Source organism: Streptomyces sp. NPDC048001 (genome assembly GCF_043203115.1).
Lineage (GTDB): Bacteria > Actinomycetota > Actinomycetes > Streptomycetales > Streptomycetaceae > Streptomyces > Streptomyces sanyensis.
Genome location: NZ_JBIDBN010000003.1, coordinates 223,054 through 241,727, shown reverse-complemented (window position 1 = coordinate 241,727; position 18,674 = coordinate 223,054). Strand labels below are relative to the sequence as shown.

Genomic DNA, 18,674 nt, shown 5'->3' with positions numbered 1-18,674 from the left:
GCTCTCAGTACGTGTCCGTTCCGCCCCCACCCTGCAGGAACAACCGAAAGGCCGACACCGTGAGACGCACAACAGCCCTGCGCGCGGGCCTGTCCGCGCTGCTCGTACTGGCCTCCTGGGCAGCCGTCGCCGGTCCCGCCGCCGCCTCCTCGCCGGAGCCGTCCCCCGCCCCCGGCGCCTTCTCCGCCGGTCTCCTCGACGCCATGGAGCGCGATCTCCGGCTCGCCCCGGGCAGTGCACGGGACCGCCTGGCGGCGGAGCGGGCCGCGGCGGCCGTCGAGCCCGCCGCCCGCCGCGCCGCCGGGGCCTCCTACGGCGGCGCGTGGTTCGACGAGCGCACCGGCCGCCTGACGGTGGCCGTCACGGACGCCTCGCGCGTCCCGGCCGTCCGTGCCGCCGGTGCGGACGCGCGGATCACCGGCCGCACCGCCCGCAGCCTCGACGCGGCCAAGGCCGAGATCGACGCCCTCCCGGCGCCGAAGGGCGTGAGCAGCTGGCACGTCGATCCGCGGGCCGGCCGGGTGGTGGTGAACGTGGTCGCCTCCCGGAAGGCCGACAACGATGTCCTCGCCTTCCTGGCGCGGGCGCGCGAGGCCGGTCCGGTGCGGGTGGCGGAGGTGGGCGCGGCGCCTCGGCCCTTCGCCGCCGGCACCGTGGGCGGCGACCCCTACTACACCGGCAACGTCCGCTGCTCCATCGGCTTCTCGGTGCACGGGGGCTTCGTCACCGCGGGCCACTGCGGCAGCCCCGGTGCGGCGGTGCGCGGCTGGGACGGCTCCCACATCGGCACCTTCCAGGGCTCGTCCTTCCCCGGGAACGACTACGCCTGGGTGAGCGTCGGCAGCGGCTGGTGGACGGTCCCGGTCGTGCTGGGCTGGGGCACGGTCCCCGACCAGCTGGTCCGCGGGTCCGCCGAGGCACCCGTCGGCGCCTCCGTCTGCCGCTCCGGCTCCACCACCCGCTGGCACTGCGGCCGCGTCCTCGCCAGGAACGAGACCGTCAACTACAGCCAGGGCGCCGTGCACCAGATGACCAGGACGAGCGTCTGCGCCGAGCCGGGCGACTCAGGCGGCTCCTTCATCAGCGGCGACCAGGCGCAGGGCGTGACCTCCGGCGGCTGGGGCAACTGCCGCACCGGCGGGGAGACCTGGCACCAGCCGGTGGGCGAGATCCTGGCCCGCTACGGGCTGCGCCTCCACACCGCCTGACCGCCGCCGGACCCCCGCCGCCGTACGGAGGCCCGCCCCCGCACGGGCGGGCCTCCCGGTGGGCGCCGAGGGGTCAGGGGCGCAGGATCCGGGCGAAGTACTTCTCGCACCGCTCCGTACCGCCGGGGCCGAAGCGCAGCCCCAGATAGCCGTCCGGGCGGATCAGGAAGCCGGTCGGCGCCCGGACCGCGTACACCCGCCGGAACTCCCCTGCCGTGTCCGCCCACACCGGGAAGGGGGGCGTTCCGCCCGGGGGCCGGGGCCCGGCGGTCACCGCGCGGACTCCCGCCCCGCCGCGGGTCGCGCGCCGCACCGCGGCGACCGCCCCGGCGAAGTCCGCGAGGGCGTCCGCGGCCGGCGCGTACAGCAGGAGCACATGGCCCGCCGTGTCGCGCAGCAGGTCGAACAGCCGCACCGGATAGGCGGCGATCGCACCGGCCAGCCCGCCGCAGTCGGGCGCGCGGTCACCGGAACGGGGGCCGGCGGACTCCCCGGGTGTCTCCCCGGGTGCTCCCGTGACGGGGCCGCCGCGGTAGCCGACGAGCAGCTGCGCCTCCCGCAGCAGCAGCCGCGCCGGGTCCTCCGGGTCGCTCTGCACGCCGCCGCCCGCGGCATGCCGCACGGTGCGGCCGACCACCTCCGCGCCGACCGGCCGGCGCTCGGCGTCATAGCTGTCCAGCAGCCCCGGGTGCGCGGTGCCCGAGACCGCGAGTGCCAGCTTCCAGGCCAGGTTCACCGCGTCCTGGATGCCGGTGTTCATCCCCTGCGCCCCGGTGGGCGGATGGATGTGGGCCGCGTCCCCCGCCACGAAGACCCGGCCGCTGCCGTAGCGGTCCACGATCCGGTGGCTGATGCGGAACACCGACGACCAGCGCAGCCGCGCGGCGGTCGCCGGACCGGGCGCCAGCCGGTCCAGCACGGCCTGCACATGGTGCAGTCCGGGCACCGCGCCGCCGCCCAGGCCGTGGACGACGGCCCCTGCCTCCCGGTCCGGCCGGGTGCGCAGCTCGGGGGCCGCCGCCATCGACAGGCGGTAGCGGGAGCGGCCGGGCAGCGGGATGCCGACGAGCACGTCCTCGGCGCCGCCGGCGTCGTGGGCGAGGACCCGCACGCCGTATCCCGGGGGCATGTCCCAGTCGACCTCGACGTCGGCGAGCATGTACTCCTCGGGGAGCGCCCCGCCCTCGAAGGCGAGCCCGAGGCCCTTGCGGACCGCGCTGTGCGCGCCGTCGCAGCCGACGAGGAAGCGGGACCTGACCTCCTCGCCGTCGCCCGAGGGCAGCACGAGCCTGCTCCACACCCCTCCCTCGTCCTGGCTGAACGACACCAGCTCCGTGCCCCGTTCGACCCGGGTCCCGAGACGCCGCAGGTGCTCGTCCAGGATCCGCTCCGTCTCGTTCTGCGGGAGCGCGGCGAATCCGTAGGGGACCTCGGGCGGCAGCACCAGCTCCATGCGGACGGGGTCGGCACCGTCCACACAGGCGATCTGGCCGCGCAGGGGAACCGCCGCGTCCAGCGCGTCCCGCGCCACACCGGCGCGGTCCCAGAGCTCCAGGGTCCGGGGCTGGACGCCGACGGCCCTGGCGTAGGGGAGGCGGGCGGGGAGCCGGTCGACCACCCGGCAGGTGACCCCCTGCCGCCTGAGCTCCAGGGCGGCGGTCAGCCCGACCGGGCCGGCGCCGGCCACCAGGACGTCGACGTGCGCCATGGTGCCTCCCGTCTCGGGCCCGGCTGCCCGCCCGGCGGTCCCCGTGCACGTCCCATGGTCGCGCCGCCGCCGCGGGCGGGCGAGTCCGGCGCGGTCCCGGGCGCGCTTGCCCGCGTACCGCGGCCCCGCATAGGATTCCGGTCCGGAACGGAACGTAATACTGCGAGGCAGGGGAGGCCGCCGTGCGCGTCAGGGACTTCGACCATCTGGTGCTGAACGTCGAGGACGTGGAGAGGTCGCTGGCCTTCTACTGCGGTCCGCTCGGGCTGGAGCCGGAGCGGGTGGAGGAGTGGCGGGCGGGCTCCGCGCCGTTCCCCTCGGTCCGGATCAGCCCGACGGCGATCATCGACCTGGTGCAGCGGCCCCGCGGCGGGTCCAACGTCGACCACATCTGCCTCGTCGTCGACCCCCTCGACTGGCAGGAGGTCCTGGACTCGGGCCGGTTCACGGTCCTGGAGGGGCCCGTCACCCGCTTCGGCGCCCGCGGGGACGCCCGCTCCGTCTACGTGCGCGACCCCGACGGCAACACCGTCGAACTGCGCTACTACCCGCAGGACGCGGCGGCGTGAGCCCGGCCGCGGCCGGGCGCCCGCGCGATCCCGCGATCGACGCCGCGGTCCTGTCCGCGACCCTCGCCGTGCTGCGGGAGCGCGGCTACCCGGGCTTCACCCTGGAGGCGGTGGCCGCGCGGGCCGGGACCACCAAGCCGACCGTGCGCCGCCGCTGGCCGAACCGCCAGAGCCTCGTGGTGGAGGCCCTGGCCTCCGCCCTGGCCGTCCCCCCGGTGCCCGACACCGGGTGCACGCGGTGCGACCTCGCCCGGAGCGTCCGGCTGCTCGCCGAGTCCCTCCACCACCGCCTCCCGCCCGGCGTCCTCGCCCCGCTGCTCGCCGACTGCGCGCACGACGCCGCACTGCACCGCAGGCTGGTGGAGTCGGTGGTGGCCCCCGGCCTGCAGGCGGCGGAGGCGGCCGTGCGGCGGGCGGTGGACCGGGGCGACCTGCGGCCGGACACCGACCCCCGCATGCTGGTCGACCTGCTCGCCTCCACCGTCTACCAGCGGGCCCTGCTGGGCGGCGGCCCGCAGGAGCCGCGGTCCGCGGGGCCGCTGGTCGACCTCGTCCTGCGCGGCGCCGCCGTGGACTACGAGCGGCTGGTACGCGTCAGCGAGACACCCCCGGCCCTGCGCCACCTCCACTGACCCCCGCCCCACCGGACCCGGCCCCCGCCCCACCGCGGCGGCCCGGGTTACTGTCCGTATTGCTCTGATATGCGCATGGTGTTCCGCCGTGCAAGGCTGAGTCCGCCCCGATCGACCAGCTCGAAGGAGAGAGCGATGGGTATCAAGGACCAGTTCCAGGACAAGGCCGAGCAGCTCAAGGCCGAGGCCCAGAAGCGCATGGGCGAGGGCAGGGAGCGCGGCCGCGAGTCCCGCGAGCCCGGCCGGCAGGAGCGCGGCCGCCCGGAGCGCGAGCCGCGCCAGGAGATGCTGGACGAGGACCGGGACCGCCGGAGCTGATCCGGGCCCGTCCGGGGCGGGGCGCACCCACGGGCGCGCCCCGCCCCGTCGGACGGGAGCACAGCCCGCCCCGGCCGGCCCCCCGGCCGTGACGCCGTCCCGCCCCACCGGCCCCCCACCCCCAACGGGAGCAGCCGTATGCCGTCGCAGGCACCACCCCCTCCCGCCCCGCCGGACCACCCGCACCGCACGGGGCTGCTGCGCCGCACCGGCGAGTGGTGCGCCCGCCACGCGGTCGTCGTCCTCGTGCTGTGGGTCGCGGCCCTCGCCGCGGCCCAGGGCCTGGACCGGGCGTTCGGCGGCAGCTACTCGGACAACTTCGCCCTGCCCGGCACGCAGTCGCAGGAAGGGCTCGACGTGCTGCGCGCCCACGAGCCCGCCGCCGGCGGCTACAGCGCCCAGATCGTCCTCAACGACCAGGACAAGCCGCTGACCGACAGCGCCTCCCCGATCACGGAGTCCGTCGGCGACCTGGAGAAGCTGCCCCACGTACTGGCCGTCCAGGACCCGCTGCCGCCGCCCGGCTCCCAGCCGCCCTCGCAGCCCGCGGGCACCCCCGACGTCGGCCCGCTCTCCACGGACGGCAAGACCGCCTACATCACCATCCGCTTCGACACCCAGCCCTCCACCCTCGGCAGCTCCTACCTCGACGGAGTGGACGAGGCCGTGGCGCCGATGCGCTCGGCGGGGGTGACGGTCGAGTACGGCGGCACCCTCGGTGAACTGGCCCGCCCCCAGCCCGACGACCGCCTCAGCGAGGCCATCGGCTTCGGCGTGGCGATCCTGGTGCTGCTCATCGGCTTCGGCAGCGTGATCGCCGCCGTCCTGCCCCTCCTCTCCGCGCTCGTGGCGGTGGTGTGCGGACTGGGCCTGCTGGGCCTGCTCGCCGCGGCGACCACCTTCGCCACCGTGTCGCCCACCCTCGCCACCATGATCGGACTCGGCGTCGGCATCGACTACGCCCTGTTCCTGATCACCCGGCACCGCCAGAACCTGATGCACGGCATGGACCCGGTGACCGCCGCCGGCACGGCCGCGGCCACCAGCGGGCGCGCCGTCCTCGTCTCCGGCACCACCGTCGTGATCGCCCTGTCCGGCCTGTGGGTCTCGGGCCTCGCCTTCATCGGCAAGCTCGGCCTGGCCGCGGCCGTGACCGTGGTGACCGCCGTCCTCGGCGCGCTCACCCTCGTCCCCGCCCTGCTGGGGCTGATGGGCCGCACCCTCGACCGCTACCACGTGCGCAAGCCGGTCGCGGAGACCGACGCGGGTCCCGGCGAGCAGGCGACCGGCACCTGGCACCGCTACGCCCAGCGCGTGGAGCGCCGCCCCTGGTGGTACCTCGGGGGCGGGATCGCGGTGCTCGCGGTGCTGGCGATCCCGCTGTTCTCCATCCAGCTCGGCCACATCGGCGACGGCGCCGACCCCAAGTCCTTCACCGACCGGCGGGCCTACGACCTCATGTCCGACGCCTTCGGGCCCGGCTCCAACGGCCCGCTGACCCTGGTCGTCGACCAGACCGACGTGCCCGCCTCGGACCGCTCGGAGCTGGCCACCAAGCTCCAGGACGCCCTGAAGGACGTGCCGGACGCCCTCACCATCACCACGCCCCGGCCCACCTCCGACCAGGACGTGCTGATCGCGACCGCCTACTCCGTCGCCGCGCCCCAGGACGAGCGCACCACGCAGCTGACCAACCACCTCTCCGACGACGTGCTGCCGGGCGCCGTCGAGGGCACGGCGGCCAGCACCTACGTCACCGGCACCACGGCCGCGCAGGTCGACTTCCTGGACATCGTCTCCAGCCGGCTGCCCCTGATCATCGCCGTCGTCGTCGGGCTGGCCTTCCTGGTCATCCTGACCGTCTTCCGCGGGGTGCTGGTGGCCGTGAAGGCCGCCGTGCTGAACGTGCTCTCCATCGCCGCTTCCTACGGCGTCCTGGTGGCCGTCTTCCAATGGGGCTGGGGCGGCCCCGCGCTGGGGGTGTCGGGCAAGGTGCCCATCGAGAGCTATGTGCCGATGATGATGTTCGCCATCGTCTTCGGGCTCAGCATGGACTACGAGATCTTCCTGCTCTCCCGGGTCCACGAGGCCTGGCTGCGCACCGGCGAGGCGAAGGCCAGCGTGGCCCACGCGCTGGAGATCACGGCCCGGGTGATCACCTGCGCGGCACTGATCATGGTGAGCGTCTTCGCCGCCTTCCTGATCAGCGACAACATCGTGGTCAAGATGCTGGGTCTGGGGCTGGCGGCGAGCGTGCTCATCGACGCCACCGTGGTCCGGCTGCTGCTGGTGCCCGCCGCCATGACCTTGCTCGGCAAGTCCGCATGGTGGACGCCGCGCTGGCTGGACCGGATCCTGCCCCATGTCGATCCCGAGGGCGACGCCACCGCCGGGGCCGCGCGCCCCGGCTCGCGCCCCTGACCGGACCGCGGCGGCGAGGGGGCCTCGACGCCGGCGCGTCGGCCCGGACGGGCGCGCGCCCCGTGCCGCCGTCGCCGGCTGCCTCGTGCCCCTCGCGGTGCGGTGGCGGCCGGCCCCGCAGCCCGTGCCGCACCGCGAGGGGCACGAGGCCGTACGATCCCCCCGATGCGCCGATCCCGTACGACGGCCACGCGGGCCGGGTGTCCTGCGCTCCCCGGCCACCGGCGGCCACCACCGCCGGACCGGCCGTCCGCAGAGCACGGCACCGGAGCACGGCGTACGCGACCGGGAGCGAACCAGGAGGAGGGGCAGTGGCGGGACGTGAGCGGCGGCTGACCGTGGTGACCGGGGGCAGCCGGGGGATCGGAGCCGCGGTCTGCGCGCGTCTGGCGGCCGGGGGGCACGACCTGGTCGTCGGCTACCGCAGCGACCGCGGGGCGGCCCGGCGGGTCGAGGCGGCCGTCGCCGCCGCGGGCGGCCGCGCGCTGGCCGTCTGCGTCGACACCGCCGACGAGCGGGCGGTGGACGCCCTGTTCGACCGGGCCGCCGGACTCGGCACCGTGACCGGCCTGGTGAACAACGCCGGGGTGCCCGGCCCCCTCGGGCCGCTCGCCGGGGCGGACGCCGAGGGCATGCGCCGGGCGCTGGAGGTCAACGTCCTCGGATACCTGCTCTGCGCCCGCCGTGCCGTACGGGACATGACCGCCGCGGGCGGCGGTGCCATCGTGAACGTCTCCTCCGCGGCCGCCACCCTGGGCAGCCCGGGCGAGTACGTCCACTACGCGGCGGCCAAGGCGGCGGTCGACACCCTGACCGTCGGCCTCGCCAAGGAGGTCGCCGCCGACGGGATCAGGGTCAACTGCGTGGCCCCCGGCACCGTCCGTACCGACTTCCACGAGGACCCGGACCGGCCCGAGAGGGTGGCGAGGGCCATCCCCCTCGGCCGCGCCGGCCGACCGGACGAGATCTCGGGGGCCGTGGCCTGGCTCCTCTCCGAGGAGGCGTCCTTCACGACGGGCGCGGTCCTCCGGGTCGCCGGGGGCATGTGAGGGCCTCCCGCCGGGAGGGGGCGGCGGCGGGTCACGGGCCGCCGGCCGGTCGGCCGGATCAGCGCGTGGCGCGCAGCACGCCCACCTTGTCGATGCGGTGCTCGGGGTTGCCCCGGTCGTCGCGCCAGTAGTTGCCCGCGGCGTCGTCCTCCGGCGTCGCGCAGGTCGACAGGGTGATCATCGCCCGGGTGGGGCGCTCACCGGGATGCCCGGGGACCGCGGCCCGCTGCTCGGCGAGCGAGCGCTCGGACCGGAACGAGGTCCACCGGGTCTCGGTGATCTCGTACTCGTACACGCGGTTCCCGTCGGACACCCGCACCAGGTCGCCCGCCTCCAGCGCGGGCAGCTCGCGCAGCGGACCGCCCGCCGAGAGGCGGTGCGCGGTCACCAGGTAGTTGCCGACCTGCCCGGGACCCACACCGCCGTCCGGTCCGTAGGGGCTGGCCGCGACCCCGCGGTTCTGTATCCGGGTGCCGGGCCAGTCGTCGGTGGTCCCCTCGTACGGCACGACCCGCAGGTCCTCCAGGCCGATCGCGGGTACGGACAGCAGCGCCGTGCGGGTGCGCGCGTCCTCGGGGGAGGGCGACGGCTCCGAGGGCGCCTCGCGCACGGCCGCGGGAGCGGCCACGGAGGCCGGGACCGCGGGGCGGTCGGAACCCGAGGGGGGAGCGGAGGGCGCGGCGCAGCCCGCGGCGAGCGCGGCGGACGCGCAGACTCCGGCCAGCACGGCGGTGACGGGGCGCAGCGGTCTCATGGGCATCCGGATCCGGGCCGGGGACGGGGCGGGCGCCCTCGGGGCGGGCGCCGGGAGCGGTCCCCGGAATCGGACCGGAGATCGATCAGGTGTTCCATCGTATCGGACATCACCGGCTTTTCCAGGGGGAAAGCTCCCGAAGCGGCCGGGGTCGGTCCGCTGCCGTCCGGGCGTGCTGCGGCCGTGCCGGGGCGGCTCACGCCCCCGTCCGGGGGAGCGGCAGCGAGGCCCAGACCGTCTTGCCGTGGGGGGCGGTCGGGCACCAGGACCAGGCCTCGCTGAGTGCGCCGATCAGGGCGAGCCCGCGGCCGCCCGTCGCGCACTCGCCCGCCTCGCGCGGCCGGGGCGGTGCGGGGCTGGGGTCCGCCACCGCGCACACCAGGTGCCCCGGGTGCCGGAACAGGCCCAGCCACACGGGGAAGTCCGTCGCGGCCGCGTCCGTGCCCAGTCCGTGGCGGACGGCGTTCGAGACGAGTTCGGTGACGACCAGTTCCATGTCCGCGCCGAGCGCCGTCAGCGACCAGGCGTCGAGGGTGTCGGCGACGAACCGCCGGGCCTGCCCCGCGTTGCGGGGGTGGCCGGAGAGGCCGCAGGCGGCGAAGCCTCCCGGCAGCTCCCGGCCTCCCGCGCCGCATCCGGGCCGGTGGGAGCAGAGCGGGGAGGGCCGCTGCGGCGGTGGTGCGGGCGCCGGGGCGTGCGGAGGTGCCCCGGTGGCGGGGGTGCCGTAGGGGCGGCGGTTCTGCCGATGGATCGTCACGGGTCATGTCTCCCTGCAGGATTCGCTGTTCGACAGCCGGCGCGGGACGAGTATTGTCGAGGCGTGTTCCGCGATGCAATTGCATCTGGGATTGCAGTGGCGGATTCGCGTAACCGGAGTACGAGCGAGCGAGGGGATGGCGCGAGTGGAGTTCACCAACGGAATGCCGGCCGGGGAACTGACCGGTGCTGCATGGATCAAGAGCAGTCACAGCAACGCCACCGGCAACTGCGTGGAGCTGGCGACGCTCCCCGACGGCCGGATCGCGGTGCGCAACTCCCGCGACCCCGAGGGGCCGGCCCTGGTCTATACGCGCGAGGAGGTCGCCGCGTTCGTGGCCGGTGCGAGAGACGGCGAGTTCGACTCCGTCGTCGGCTGAAAGCCGTCCGGGTCAGGGCCCATCGGCCCTTGGTGCCCGGTGCACCGGGCTGGGATACTGACTGCTTCCCGTAGTCTCCGCAGGAGCGTGCGATGGCAGCCGCCGACCCGAGCCCGTCGTTGTTCGTCCGGCCGCTGGGGGCGGTCGAGGGCAACCCGACCGCCCTGAAGCTCATCCTGGGCGGGAAGCTGCGCGAACTGCGGTCGGCGGCGGGGCTGGACCCGGCCGACGTCGACGTCAAGCTCGGCTTCTCGCGGTCCAAGACGAGCCGCATCGAACTCGGCCGCCACGGCTGCAAGCCCTCCGACGCCCTCGCCCTGCTGGAGCTGTACGGGGTCGAGGAGGAGGAGCGGGTCGCCGAGTTCATGCGGCTGGTGGCCGCCTCCCGCCGACCGGACTGGTGGCGGTCCTTCAACGACGGGCTCTCCGACTTCTTCACGCCGCTGGTCGCGCTGGAGGGTGCTGCCGCCACCATCCGCACCTACGAGCCGTTCTACGTTCCCGGACTGCTCCAGACGCCCGAGTACACCCAGGCCGTCATCCGCTCGGGCCCGGGACGGCTGCTGGACCACGAGATCCGGCGCCGCGTCGAGCTGCGGCAGCAGCGGCAGCGCCAGTTGGACCTGCCGGACGCCCCGCGGCTGTGGGCGGTGGTCGACGAGTCCGTGCTGATGCGGTCGGTCGGCGGGGAGCAGGTGATGCGCGATCAGCTCCACCATCTGATCGCCATGATGAAGCGCCCGCGGGTGACCCTCCAGATCGCCCCGCTGGACGTCACGGCCTCCGTGGGGGTGGGCACCGGCGTCAGCTATCTCCGCTTCGCCCTGGGCGACCTCAGGGACGCCGTGTACATCGAGCACCTCACGGACAGCACCTTCACGCAGAAGCCCGCCACCGTCGAGCAGTACCGCGACATGCTCGACCGCCTCGGCGCCTGCGCGCTCACGCCGAAGGAGACCGGGGCCCGGCTGCGGGCGAGCCTGGAGGCCCTCGGCTGAGTCCGGGCCGGACCGCTGCCGGGCCCCCGGCCGGGCGCGGTCCCCGGCGGCGGTGCGGCCCGGCGCGCACCCTGCCGGGTGACCGCCGGGCCGCACCGCCGGACCGCGGGTTCAGGACAGCCGGGCGACCCCACCCCACTCGATCCACTCGTCCGTCTGCTGCACCGGCGCGAGTTCGGTGTCCGGCCGCCAGGTGGAGACCTCCACCAGTCCCGGCTCCAGGATCTGCAGGCCGTCGAAGAAGCGCGTGACCTCGTGCTCCTCGCGGACCCGGCCCCAGTTGCCCCCGGTCGCCTGCGCCATGAAGTCCGTGACGAAGGTCCGGATCTCCGCGCGGTCGCTGACCAGCTGGCACACGACCAGGAAACTGCCCGGGGCGAGGCGCTCCGCCACCCGGCGCACCAGCGCGGCGGGGTCGTCCTCGTCGGGGATGCAGTGCAGTACGGACACGAACAGCGCGGCCACCGGCTGGTCGAAGTCGATCAGGCGGCGCGTCTCCTCGTGGCCGAAGATGCCGTCCGTGTCGCGCATGTCCGCCTGGATCACGGTCGTGCGGTCGTTCTCGTCGAGCAGCGCCCGGCCGTGTGCCAGGACGATGGGGTCGTTGTCGACGTAGACCACCCGCGAGGACGGGTCCACGGCCTGGGCCACCTGGTGCACGTTGTCCTGGGTCGGCAGCCCGGAGCCGTGGTCGACGAACTGGCGGATGCCGTACTCGCTGGCGAGCAGCCGCACCACGCGGCGCAGGAAGCTGCGGTTGTTCAGGGCCAGCACCTTGGTGCTGGGCACCTGCTTCAGCAGTTCCGCGCAGGCCTCGCGGTCCGACTGGTAGTTGTCGTCGCCCCCCAGGAAGTAGTCGTACATGCGTGCCACGCTCGGCACCTTGGTGTCGATGGCGTCCGGGCGCCACGACTCGCGTCCCATCGGTTCTCACCCGCGTCCGTGGAGATCAGGCTGTGGGAGCCACATGCTAGGGACGCGGGGTCGCGGGAAACAGATGATCTGCTGAACGCCCGGGGCCGCCCCGTATGTTTCGGCCACCATCTGTCCGGTTCGCGGTGGACTCCTGCGTCCGTCGGCCGGGCCGCCCGATCCGGTCAGGCCGTCCCCGGGTTCGGCCCGGGGGTCAGCCGGCCACCCGGACGTCGAGTTCCACGCAGGTCTCCAGCGTGTTCTCGTCGCCGGTCACGTACAGGCGCAGTACGAAGCCCGACCCCGCCAGGTCCGCGCGGGGCGTCACCCGCTGGCGCACGGTGTAGGTGCGTCCCGCCTCCACCGCCCCGGCCGCGTCCCGGGTCAGCGCCGTCTCGCCGAAGGCGCCCCGCGCCCGGAGGTGCAGCTGCGTCGCCCCGTGGGAGCGGGCCGGGCGGAAGTCGAGGGCGAACTCCGACGGGCGTCCCGCGGGCAGGGTCACGGCCCCGCGGGCCGTCCGCCCGTCGAGGCGCAGGGCGGCGGTCTCGCCGATCCCCCCGCACCGGACGGGGTCGGCGGAGGGGGTCGCGTGGGCGGGAAGGGCGCCGGTCAGGGCCCCGAGGGCGACGGCGCAGGCGGCGAGGGAACGGGTGATCCTTTTCACGCCCGCCCCAACGACGTGCCCCGTGCCCGGTCACCCCGGCCGGGCCGGAACGGGCCCCTTCTGTACCCGTCCGGCCTCATTTCGCCACCCGCCCGGAGCATGACCGGAGGTGGACGGTGTGCGTACCGGAAAGTGGGCCGCCGGGCATCCGGCCGTCACCGACCCCGTACACTCGCCCCTGCCTCCGGCACCGGAGTGCCGTTCCCGGACCCCGGACGGACCGCGCAATCGAACGAAGGGACTAATCGTGAGCTCCGCAGACAGGGCTGACGCACCGATCTACCACGGCCTCGTCGAGGAGCGGGGCGACGTCCCCGCCGACGTCCGCCGCACCGCGGAGGAGACCCTGCGCGAGGTGGGCCGCACGCTGGACTTCGACCTCCAGGGCGCCGGCGCGCTGCGGTAGCCCCCTCACCCGCCCCGGCCCGGCCGCACCCCGCCGGGCCCGGCGGATGCGCCCCCGCCGGTACGCGCGCCGATCCCCTCGCCTTGACCGCCCCGGCCAGGCGGCGCAGAGTGTGTAGACAAAGGTCCCCCAACGCGACGAACCCGGGCATCTCGGGACGTATCGGCAGGGCACTGTGCAACACACCCCATCTGGCGCCAAGCTGTCCGGACCCGGCCCCCCGGGCCGTCCCGGAAGCCCGGCCGCACGCGCACAGGCTGCGCTGAGCCGCCGGATCATGCTCGTCTACGTCCTGTGCCTCGTCCCGCCGACCGTGGTCTACCTGACCGTACCGGCGCGCCACACCTCCTCCTGGGCCGTGATCGGCCTCGCGGGCGTCGCCGCGATCCTCGTCGGCGTCCACGTCCACCGGCCCGCCCGCCGCTGGCCCTGGCTGCTCCTCGCCGCCGCGAACCTCACCTTCACCGCGGGCGACACGGCCTACAACCTGCTGGAAGGCTTCTTCGGCCAGGTCAACCCCTTCCCCTCGGTCGCGGACGTCTTCTACCTCGCCACCTACCCGCTCTTCGCCGCGGGCATCTTCGGGTTCATCCGCTGCCGGTGCGTCTCCAGGGACCTCGACAGCCTCCTCGACGCCCTGCTGCTCACCAGCGGTCTGGCGCTGCTGTCCTGGGTGCACCTGATCCACCCCCTGGTCGCGGACGAATCCCTGGTCAGCTGGGAGGAGCAGGCGATCTCCATCGCCTACCCGCTCGGCGACGTGCTGATCCTCGCCATGCTGGTGCGCCTGCTCACCCTCGGCGGGATGCGCGACCGCTCCGTGCAGCTGCTCACCCTCGGCACGGTGGGCATCCTCACCTCCGACGTCCTCTACGGGCTCGGCCAGCTCGCCGGCACCTGGCAGGTGGGCACCTACCTGGACCTCGGCTGGGTGGTGTTCTTCACCGCCTGGGGACTCGCCGCCCTCCACCCGTCCATGGTCCGCCTCACCGAACCGGTGCCCCAGCGGGCACCGGGCATCGCCCGCCGGCGGCTGGCCGTGCTCGCGGGCGCCGCACTCGTGGCCCCGGCGATGCTGCTGTTCCAGTCGCTGCGCGGCAACGGCCGGGACACGGCGGTCACCGCCGTCTTCTCCGCGGCCATGTTCCTGCTCGTCCTCGCACGGCTGTGGGGCCTGGTCGTCGAGCACCGCAAGGCCGTCACCCGGGAGCGGAGCCTGCGGCTGGCCGCCGCCGAACTCGTCGGCGCGGTGACCCCGGAGGACGTCGCACGGGCGGTGCGGACCGCGGTGACCGCCCTGTTCACCGCGCCCGTGCCCCATGCGGTGCTCCTGCTCGTGGACATCGCCGGGCGGCTGCGGCCCGTCCCCGCCGCCGGCGACGACTGGGCCTGGCGCAGCCCCCGGGCCGCCGAGGAGGCCGAGGGCGACGACACGGCCCCCGCGGGCAGCGCCGAGCTCCTGGACGCCGGGACGCGGCTGGTCGCCACCGCCGACCTGGGCGCCGACATCGCAGCGGCCGTCGCCCCCAGCACCACCGGCCTGCTGTCCCCCCTCGTCGTCACCGCGCCCCAGGGCGAGAGCAGCCCCCGCGGGGCCGTCCTCCTCGCCGGACCGGCCGACACGGTCGCCGAGCTGTCCGAGGCGGTGACCACCCTCGCCTCGCAGGCCGCCCTCGCACTGGAGCGCGTCGGCCTCAGCGAGGAGATCAACCGGCGCAACAGCGAGGCGTACTTCCGCACCCTGGTGCACAACACCTCCGACGTGATCCTGATCCTCGACGGCGACGACACCGTCCGCTACGCCAGCCCCTCCGCCGACGACATGTTCGGCCGGAGCGACCTCACCGGAACCCCGATCGCGCTGCTCGTCGACGCCCGCGACGGCCCCCGCGCCCTGCGCACCCTCGCCCGCGTGCGGCAGTCCGAGGCCCCCGACGTCCACGACGACTGGCGGGTCCTGCGCTCCGGCCGGGCCGCCGTGGACGTCGAGGTCCGGTGCAGCAACCTCGTCCACGAGCAGACCGTCCACGGCATCGTGGTCACCCTCCGCGACGTGACCGAGCAGCGGCAGCTGGAGCGGGAGCTGACCCACCGCGCCTTCCACGACGCGCTCACCGGACTGCCCAACCGGCTCCTGCTGGTCGAACGCATCGAGCGGGCCCTGCTGCGCGGCCGCCGGGACTCCACGCTGACCTGCGTCCTCTTCGTCGACCTCGACGACTTCAAGGTCGTCAACGACATGATGGGCCACTCCGTGGGCGACGAACTCCTCACGGCCGTCGCCCAGCGCCTCACGGGCGCGCTGCGGGTCAGCGACACCGCCGCCCGTCTCGGCGGCGACGAGTTCGCCGTCCTGATGGAGGGCGCCAAGGAGCCCCACGACGCCGAGGTCCTGGCCGCCCAGGTCGTCCAGGCCCTCGGCCTGCCCTTCCGGCTCGGCAGCGGGTCGCACAGCATCTCCGCCTGCGTGGGCGTCGCCACCGCCCGCGACGGCACCCAGGCCGACGAACTGCTGCGCCACGCCGACCTGGCGCTGTACTCGGCCAAGACCGCGGGCAAGCGCCAGTGGCGGCGCTACCGCCCCGACCTGCACAGCGGCATGGTCGAGCGCCACGAGCTCCAGGCCGGACTGGACACCGCCCTCAGCGAGGAGTCCTTCGCCCTGCGCTACCAGCCCATCGTCGAACTCGCCGGAGGCAGCGTCGCCGGATTCGAGGCCCTCGTGCGCTGGCCGCACCGCCGGCGCGGCCTCGTGCCCCCCGCCCAGTTCATCTCCCTCGCCGAGGAGACCGGGCACATCACCCCGCTCGGCGCCTGGGTGCTGGAGCGCGCCGCGACCGAGGTCGGCCGCTGGCAGCGGGCCCGCCCCGGCAGCGCCCCCCTCAACCTCAACGTCAACGTCTCGCCGCGGCAGTTCGTCGACCCGGGCTTCGTCGACCTGGTCCGGCGGGTGCTCGACACCTCGGGACTGGCGCCGGGCTCCCTCGTCCTCGAACTCACCGAGTCGGTGCTGGTGCGCAACGAGCAGATCCGCGCCGCCATGCGCCTGCTGAAGAGCCTCGGCGTCTCCATCGCCATCGACGACTTCGGCACCGGCTTCTCCTCCCTCAGCTACCTGCGCGAGTTCCCCATCGACGTGCTCAAGGTCGACAAGTCGTTCATCGACGACATCGTCACCGACGGGCAGCAGGTGGCCCTCGTGGAGGGCATCGTCCGCATCGCCGACGTCCTCGGCCTCCAGGTCATCGCCGAGGGCATCGAGAACGGCGGCCAGCGCGACCTGCTCTCGGCCATGGGCTGCCGCTTCGGCCAGGGCTTCCTGTTCGCCCACCCCATGGCCGCCCCCGAGGCCCAGCGCTTCGTGGACGCCGGGCACACCTGGCAGTCCCCGCGCGTGGCGGACCGCCAGCGGGTCCGCCGCCCCGCCGAACGGGGGAGCGGCCGCAGCGAGCAGCGCTGGCGCGACCTCGCCCGCCTCCAGAAGACCAGCCGCATGTGCGACGCCGTGATCGACGAGGTGCAGGGGCGCCGGATCCGCAGCGAGGGACAGTGGCTGGTGGACTTCGCCTCCTGCAACTACCTCGGGCTCGACCTGGACCCGGAGGTCATGGACGCCGTGGAGCCGCAGATCCGCCGCTGGGGGACCCACCCCAGCTGGTCCCGGCTGATCGGCAACCCGCGCCTCTACCCCGAGATCGAGGAGCGGCTCTCCGGCCTGCTCGGCGCCCCCGACACCCTGCTGCTGCCGACCATCACCCTCATCCACGCCTCCGTCATCCCCGTGCTCGCGGGCCGCGGCCAGGTCTTCGTCGACGCCCGCGCCCACCGCACGATGTACGACGGCTGCCTGGTGGCCCGCGGGCAGGGCGCCTCCGTGCTCCGCTTCCACGCCGAGCAGCCCGGGGAACTGCGCCAGCTGCTCTCCGAGGCGCCCACCGGCGTCCCCCTCCTGGTCTGCGTGGACGGTGTCAACAGCATGACCGGCAACCTCACCGACGTGCCCGCCCTCGCGGCGGTCTGCCGCGAGCGCGACGCCCTGCTGTACGTCGACGACGCCCACGGCTTCGGGGTCATCGGGGAGCGCGGGGCGGCCGAGAGCTCCCCCTACGGCCTGCGCGGCAACGGCATCGTGCGCCACCTCGGGGAGAGCTACGAGGGCATCGTGCTGGTGGCGGGCTTCTCCAAGGCGTACTCCTCGCTGCTCGCCTTCCTCACCGCCCCGCCCTCCCTCAAGGCCCACCTCAAGGTCGCCGCCGCGCCCTACCTGTACTCGGGCCCCTCGCCCACCGCCTCGCTCGCCACCGTCCTGGCCGGGCTGGAGGTCAACGACCGGCGCGGCGACGACATCAGGGCCGACCTCTACCGCAAGACCCGGCGGGTCCTGGACCACGTCCGCGGCCTCGGTCTCGCCACCCCCAACACCGACGGGCTGCCCATCATCGAGATCCCGCTCGCCGACGGGGAGGACCTGGACGCCGTCGGCGACTTCCTGTGGCACCGGGGCATCTACGTGACCCTCGCCGCCTACCCGCTCGTCCCCCACGGGCAGGTCGGCTTCCGGATCCAGATGACGGCCCTCAACACCGACGAGGAGATCGACGAGCTCAACGACGTGCTCACCGCCCTCGCCGAGCGCTTCCCCCTGGTCGAGGCCGCCGCCGGGCCCTCCGCAGCGCCCGCCGCCTCCGAGCGCCGCGATCCGCCGCCGCCCGGCCCGGTGCCCGCGGCCGAGGGGCGCACCCCGTGACGGCCCCGCCCGCACCCGGCGAGCCCCCGGTCCGCCGTCCGCGGGCGCCCCGGGAACGCGCGCCCCGGTTCAACGCGGACGCCGACTGGGACGCCTGGCCGGTGGACGCCTACCTCCGCGAGAACTACCGGGAGCTGCACCCCTGCGACGCGGCCGTCATCCGCCACCACGCGGCCGTCTACCGCGGCATCGCCCCCGGCTCGGTCGCCTCCGCCGTGGAGTGCGGGACCGGGCCCAACCTCTACCCCCTGATGGCCGCCGCGGCGGCCTGCCGCAGGATCGACGCCCTGGAGCCGGGCGCCGGCAACCGCGCCTACCTGCGCCGCCAGCTGGCGCACGGGCCCGACCCCGCCTGGCAGCCGTTCTACGACCTGTGCCGCAGCCTCGACCCCGCCCTGCCCCCCGCCCTCGCCACGGCCCTGTCCCGGGTCCGCGTGGTCCCCGGAGCCCTCGGCGGCCTTCCCGAGCGCCGCTACGGCCTCGCCTCCATGACCTTCGTCGCCGAGAGCGTCACCACCAGCGCGGCGGAGTTCGCCGAGCTGTGCCGCGCCTTCGCCCGGGCCGTCCGCCCGGGCGGACGGCTCCTGGCCGCCTTCATGGCCGGGATGCCCAGCTACCGCATCGCCGACGGGCCCCTGTGGCCCGCCCTCCCCGTCGGCGAGGACGCGCTGCGGGCCGTGTTCGCCCCGCTCACCGCCTCCCTGCGCATCACCAGGGTGGCCAAGGACCCCACCCTGCCGGAGTACGGCGACACCGGCATGCTGCTGCTCAGCGCCACCCGCCCCGGCCCGGGGGCCTGACGAGCGGCCCGACCGGGGCCTGTCGCCGGGGCGCCGCTCCCGCTCCGGACGCCGTCCCTCCAGAAAGGCCGCCATCCGACGCTCAGGCTTCAACGGCACCGTGAGGTCGGCGTCGGCACGGTCGAACGGCCGCGGTATCCGCGTGTACGACTCGCGACCGAAGCGGCACGGGGCCAGGGCCGTGTACACGGCCCTGGCCCCGGCGGAGGGCCCCGGTGCCGCCCGGCCCGGTCGTGCCCGGCCGCCGTCGCATGCGACCGGCTCGGCCGTGCTCCCCTTCGCCGGGATCCCGATCGGCGCGCTCCGGCCCGGGTCCCGTCCCACGCGGGGCGGCGGCCGCCAGGGCTCGGCA

At 75.1% G+C, this 18,674-nt stretch carries 16 protein-coding genes; 11 read left to right on the top strand and 5 right to left on the bottom strand.

The features are described 5' to 3' along the window. Positions 1-59: 59 nt before the first annotated feature. The gene (locus tag ACGF15_RS07640; RefSeq protein ID WP_362615180.1) at positions 60-1,208 is read left to right on the top strand and encodes a S1 family peptidase; all 1,149 of its coding nucleotides are present in this window, start codon (positions 60-62) and stop codon (positions 1,206-1,208) included. Positions 1,209-1,281: 73 nt separating this feature from the next. On the opposite strand, the gene ACGF15_RS07635 is transcribed toward ACGF15_RS07640, so the two are convergent. Continuing rightward, positions 1,282-2,916, bottom strand: a complete 1,635-nt coding sequence (locus tag ACGF15_RS07635; RefSeq protein WP_392797155.1) for an FAD-dependent monooxygenase — start codon at positions 2,914-2,916, stop codon at positions 1,282-1,284. A gap of 182 nt (positions 2,917-3,098) precedes the next feature. Between ACGF15_RS07635 and ACGF15_RS07630 the strand changes: the two genes are divergently transcribed. The 5 genes from ACGF15_RS07630 to ACGF15_RS07610 all read left to right on the top strand — a co-directional run bounded on the left by ACGF15_RS07630 (position 3,099) and on the right by ACGF15_RS07610 (position 7,905). Continuing rightward, positions 3,099-3,485, top strand: a complete 387-nt coding sequence (locus ACGF15_RS07630) for a VOC family protein (RefSeq protein ID WP_345615335.1) — start codon at positions 3,099-3,101, stop codon at positions 3,483-3,485. Beyond that, positions 3,482-4,117: a TetR/AcrR family transcriptional regulator gene (locus ACGF15_RS07625; protein WP_392797153.1), complete on the top strand. Its 636-nt coding sequence runs from the start codon at positions 3,482-3,484 to the stop codon at positions 4,115-4,117. Before ACGF15_RS07630 ends, ACGF15_RS07625 begins: the two co-directional genes overlap by 4 nt. Positions 4,118-4,252: 135 nt before the next feature. Next, positions 4,253-4,435 (top strand): hypothetical protein, encoded by a 183-nt coding sequence (locus ACGF15_RS07620; protein ID WP_345615332.1) that lies wholly within the window; start codon positions 4,253-4,255, stop codon positions 4,433-4,435. Positions 4,436-4,573: 138 nt separating this feature from the next. Beyond that, positions 4,574-6,856 (top strand): MMPL family transporter, encoded by a 2,283-nt coding sequence (locus ACGF15_RS07615; protein ID WP_392797152.1) that lies wholly within the window; start codon positions 4,574-4,576, stop codon positions 6,854-6,856. A gap of 311 nt (positions 6,857-7,167) precedes the next feature. Further along, positions 7,168-7,905: an SDR family NAD(P)-dependent oxidoreductase gene (locus tag ACGF15_RS07610; protein ID WP_392797151.1), complete on the top strand. Its 738-nt coding sequence runs from the start codon at positions 7,168-7,170 to the stop codon at positions 7,903-7,905. 58 nt (positions 7,906-7,963) lie between these two features. On the opposite strand, the gene ACGF15_RS07605 is transcribed toward ACGF15_RS07610, so the two are convergent. Together ACGF15_RS07605 and ACGF15_RS07600 are read right to left on the bottom strand one after the other, a co-directional pair. Beyond that, the gene (locus tag ACGF15_RS07605; protein WP_345615329.1) at positions 7,964-8,659 is read right to left on the bottom strand and encodes a class E sortase; all 696 of its coding nucleotides are present in this window, start codon (positions 8,657-8,659) and stop codon (positions 7,964-7,966) included. Between the two features lie 196 nt (positions 8,660-8,855). Further along, entirely contained in the window at positions 8,856-9,416 is a 561-nt protein-coding gene (locus tag ACGF15_RS07600; RefSeq protein ID WP_392797150.1) for an ATP-binding protein, read from the bottom strand. Positions 9,417-9,552: 136 nt separating this feature from the next. On the opposite strand from ACGF15_RS07600, the gene ACGF15_RS07595 reads away from it, so the two are divergent. Both ACGF15_RS07595 and ACGF15_RS07590 read left to right on the top strand, forming a co-directional pair. Further along, the gene (locus ACGF15_RS07595) at positions 9,553-9,795 is read left to right on the top strand and encodes a DUF397 domain-containing protein (protein WP_362615736.1); all 243 of its coding nucleotides are present in this window, start codon (positions 9,553-9,555) and stop codon (positions 9,793-9,795) included. Between the two features lie 92 nt (positions 9,796-9,887). Further along, positions 9,888-10,793: a helix-turn-helix domain-containing protein gene (locus tag ACGF15_RS07590; RefSeq protein WP_392797149.1), complete on the top strand. Its 906-nt coding sequence runs from the start codon at positions 9,888-9,890 to the stop codon at positions 10,791-10,793. 111 nt (positions 10,794-10,904) lie between these two features. Here ACGF15_RS07590 and ACGF15_RS07585 read toward each other — a convergent pair whose 3' ends face one another. Together ACGF15_RS07585 and ACGF15_RS07580 are read right to left on the bottom strand one after the other, a co-directional pair. After that, the gene (locus ACGF15_RS07585) at positions 10,905-11,717 is read right to left on the bottom strand and encodes an SAM-dependent methyltransferase (RefSeq protein WP_345615325.1); all 813 of its coding nucleotides are present in this window, start codon (positions 11,715-11,717) and stop codon (positions 10,905-10,907) included. Positions 11,718-11,919: 202 nt separating this feature from the next. Continuing rightward, positions 11,920-12,369, bottom strand: coding sequence for a hypothetical protein (locus tag ACGF15_RS07580; RefSeq protein ID WP_392797148.1), 450 nt, complete (start codon positions 12,367-12,369; stop codon positions 11,920-11,922). 247 nt (positions 12,370-12,616) lie between these two features. On the opposite strand from ACGF15_RS07580, the gene ACGF15_RS07575 reads away from it, so the two are divergent. The 3 genes from ACGF15_RS07575 (at position 12,617) to ACGF15_RS07565 (ending at position 18,322) form a co-directional block, all read left to right on the top strand. Further along, positions 12,617-12,775, top strand: a complete 159-nt coding sequence (locus ACGF15_RS07575; protein WP_256523572.1) for a hypothetical protein — start codon at positions 12,617-12,619, stop codon at positions 12,773-12,775. Positions 12,776-13,052: 277 nt separating this feature from the next. Then, positions 13,053-17,522, top strand: a complete 4,470-nt coding sequence (locus ACGF15_RS07570) for an aminotransferase class I/II-fold pyridoxal phosphate-dependent enzyme (RefSeq protein ID WP_345615323.1) — start codon at positions 13,053-13,055, stop codon at positions 17,520-17,522. After that, positions 17,519-18,322 carry a class I SAM-dependent methyltransferase gene (locus tag ACGF15_RS07565; protein ID WP_362613767.1) on the top strand — a complete coding sequence of 268 codons (804 nt, stop codon included), beginning with the start codon at positions 17,519-17,521 and terminating at the stop codon, positions 18,320-18,322. The genes ACGF15_RS07570 and ACGF15_RS07565 overlap by 4 nt, the downstream gene beginning before the upstream one ends. Positions 18,323-18,674 lie beyond the last annotated feature (352 nt).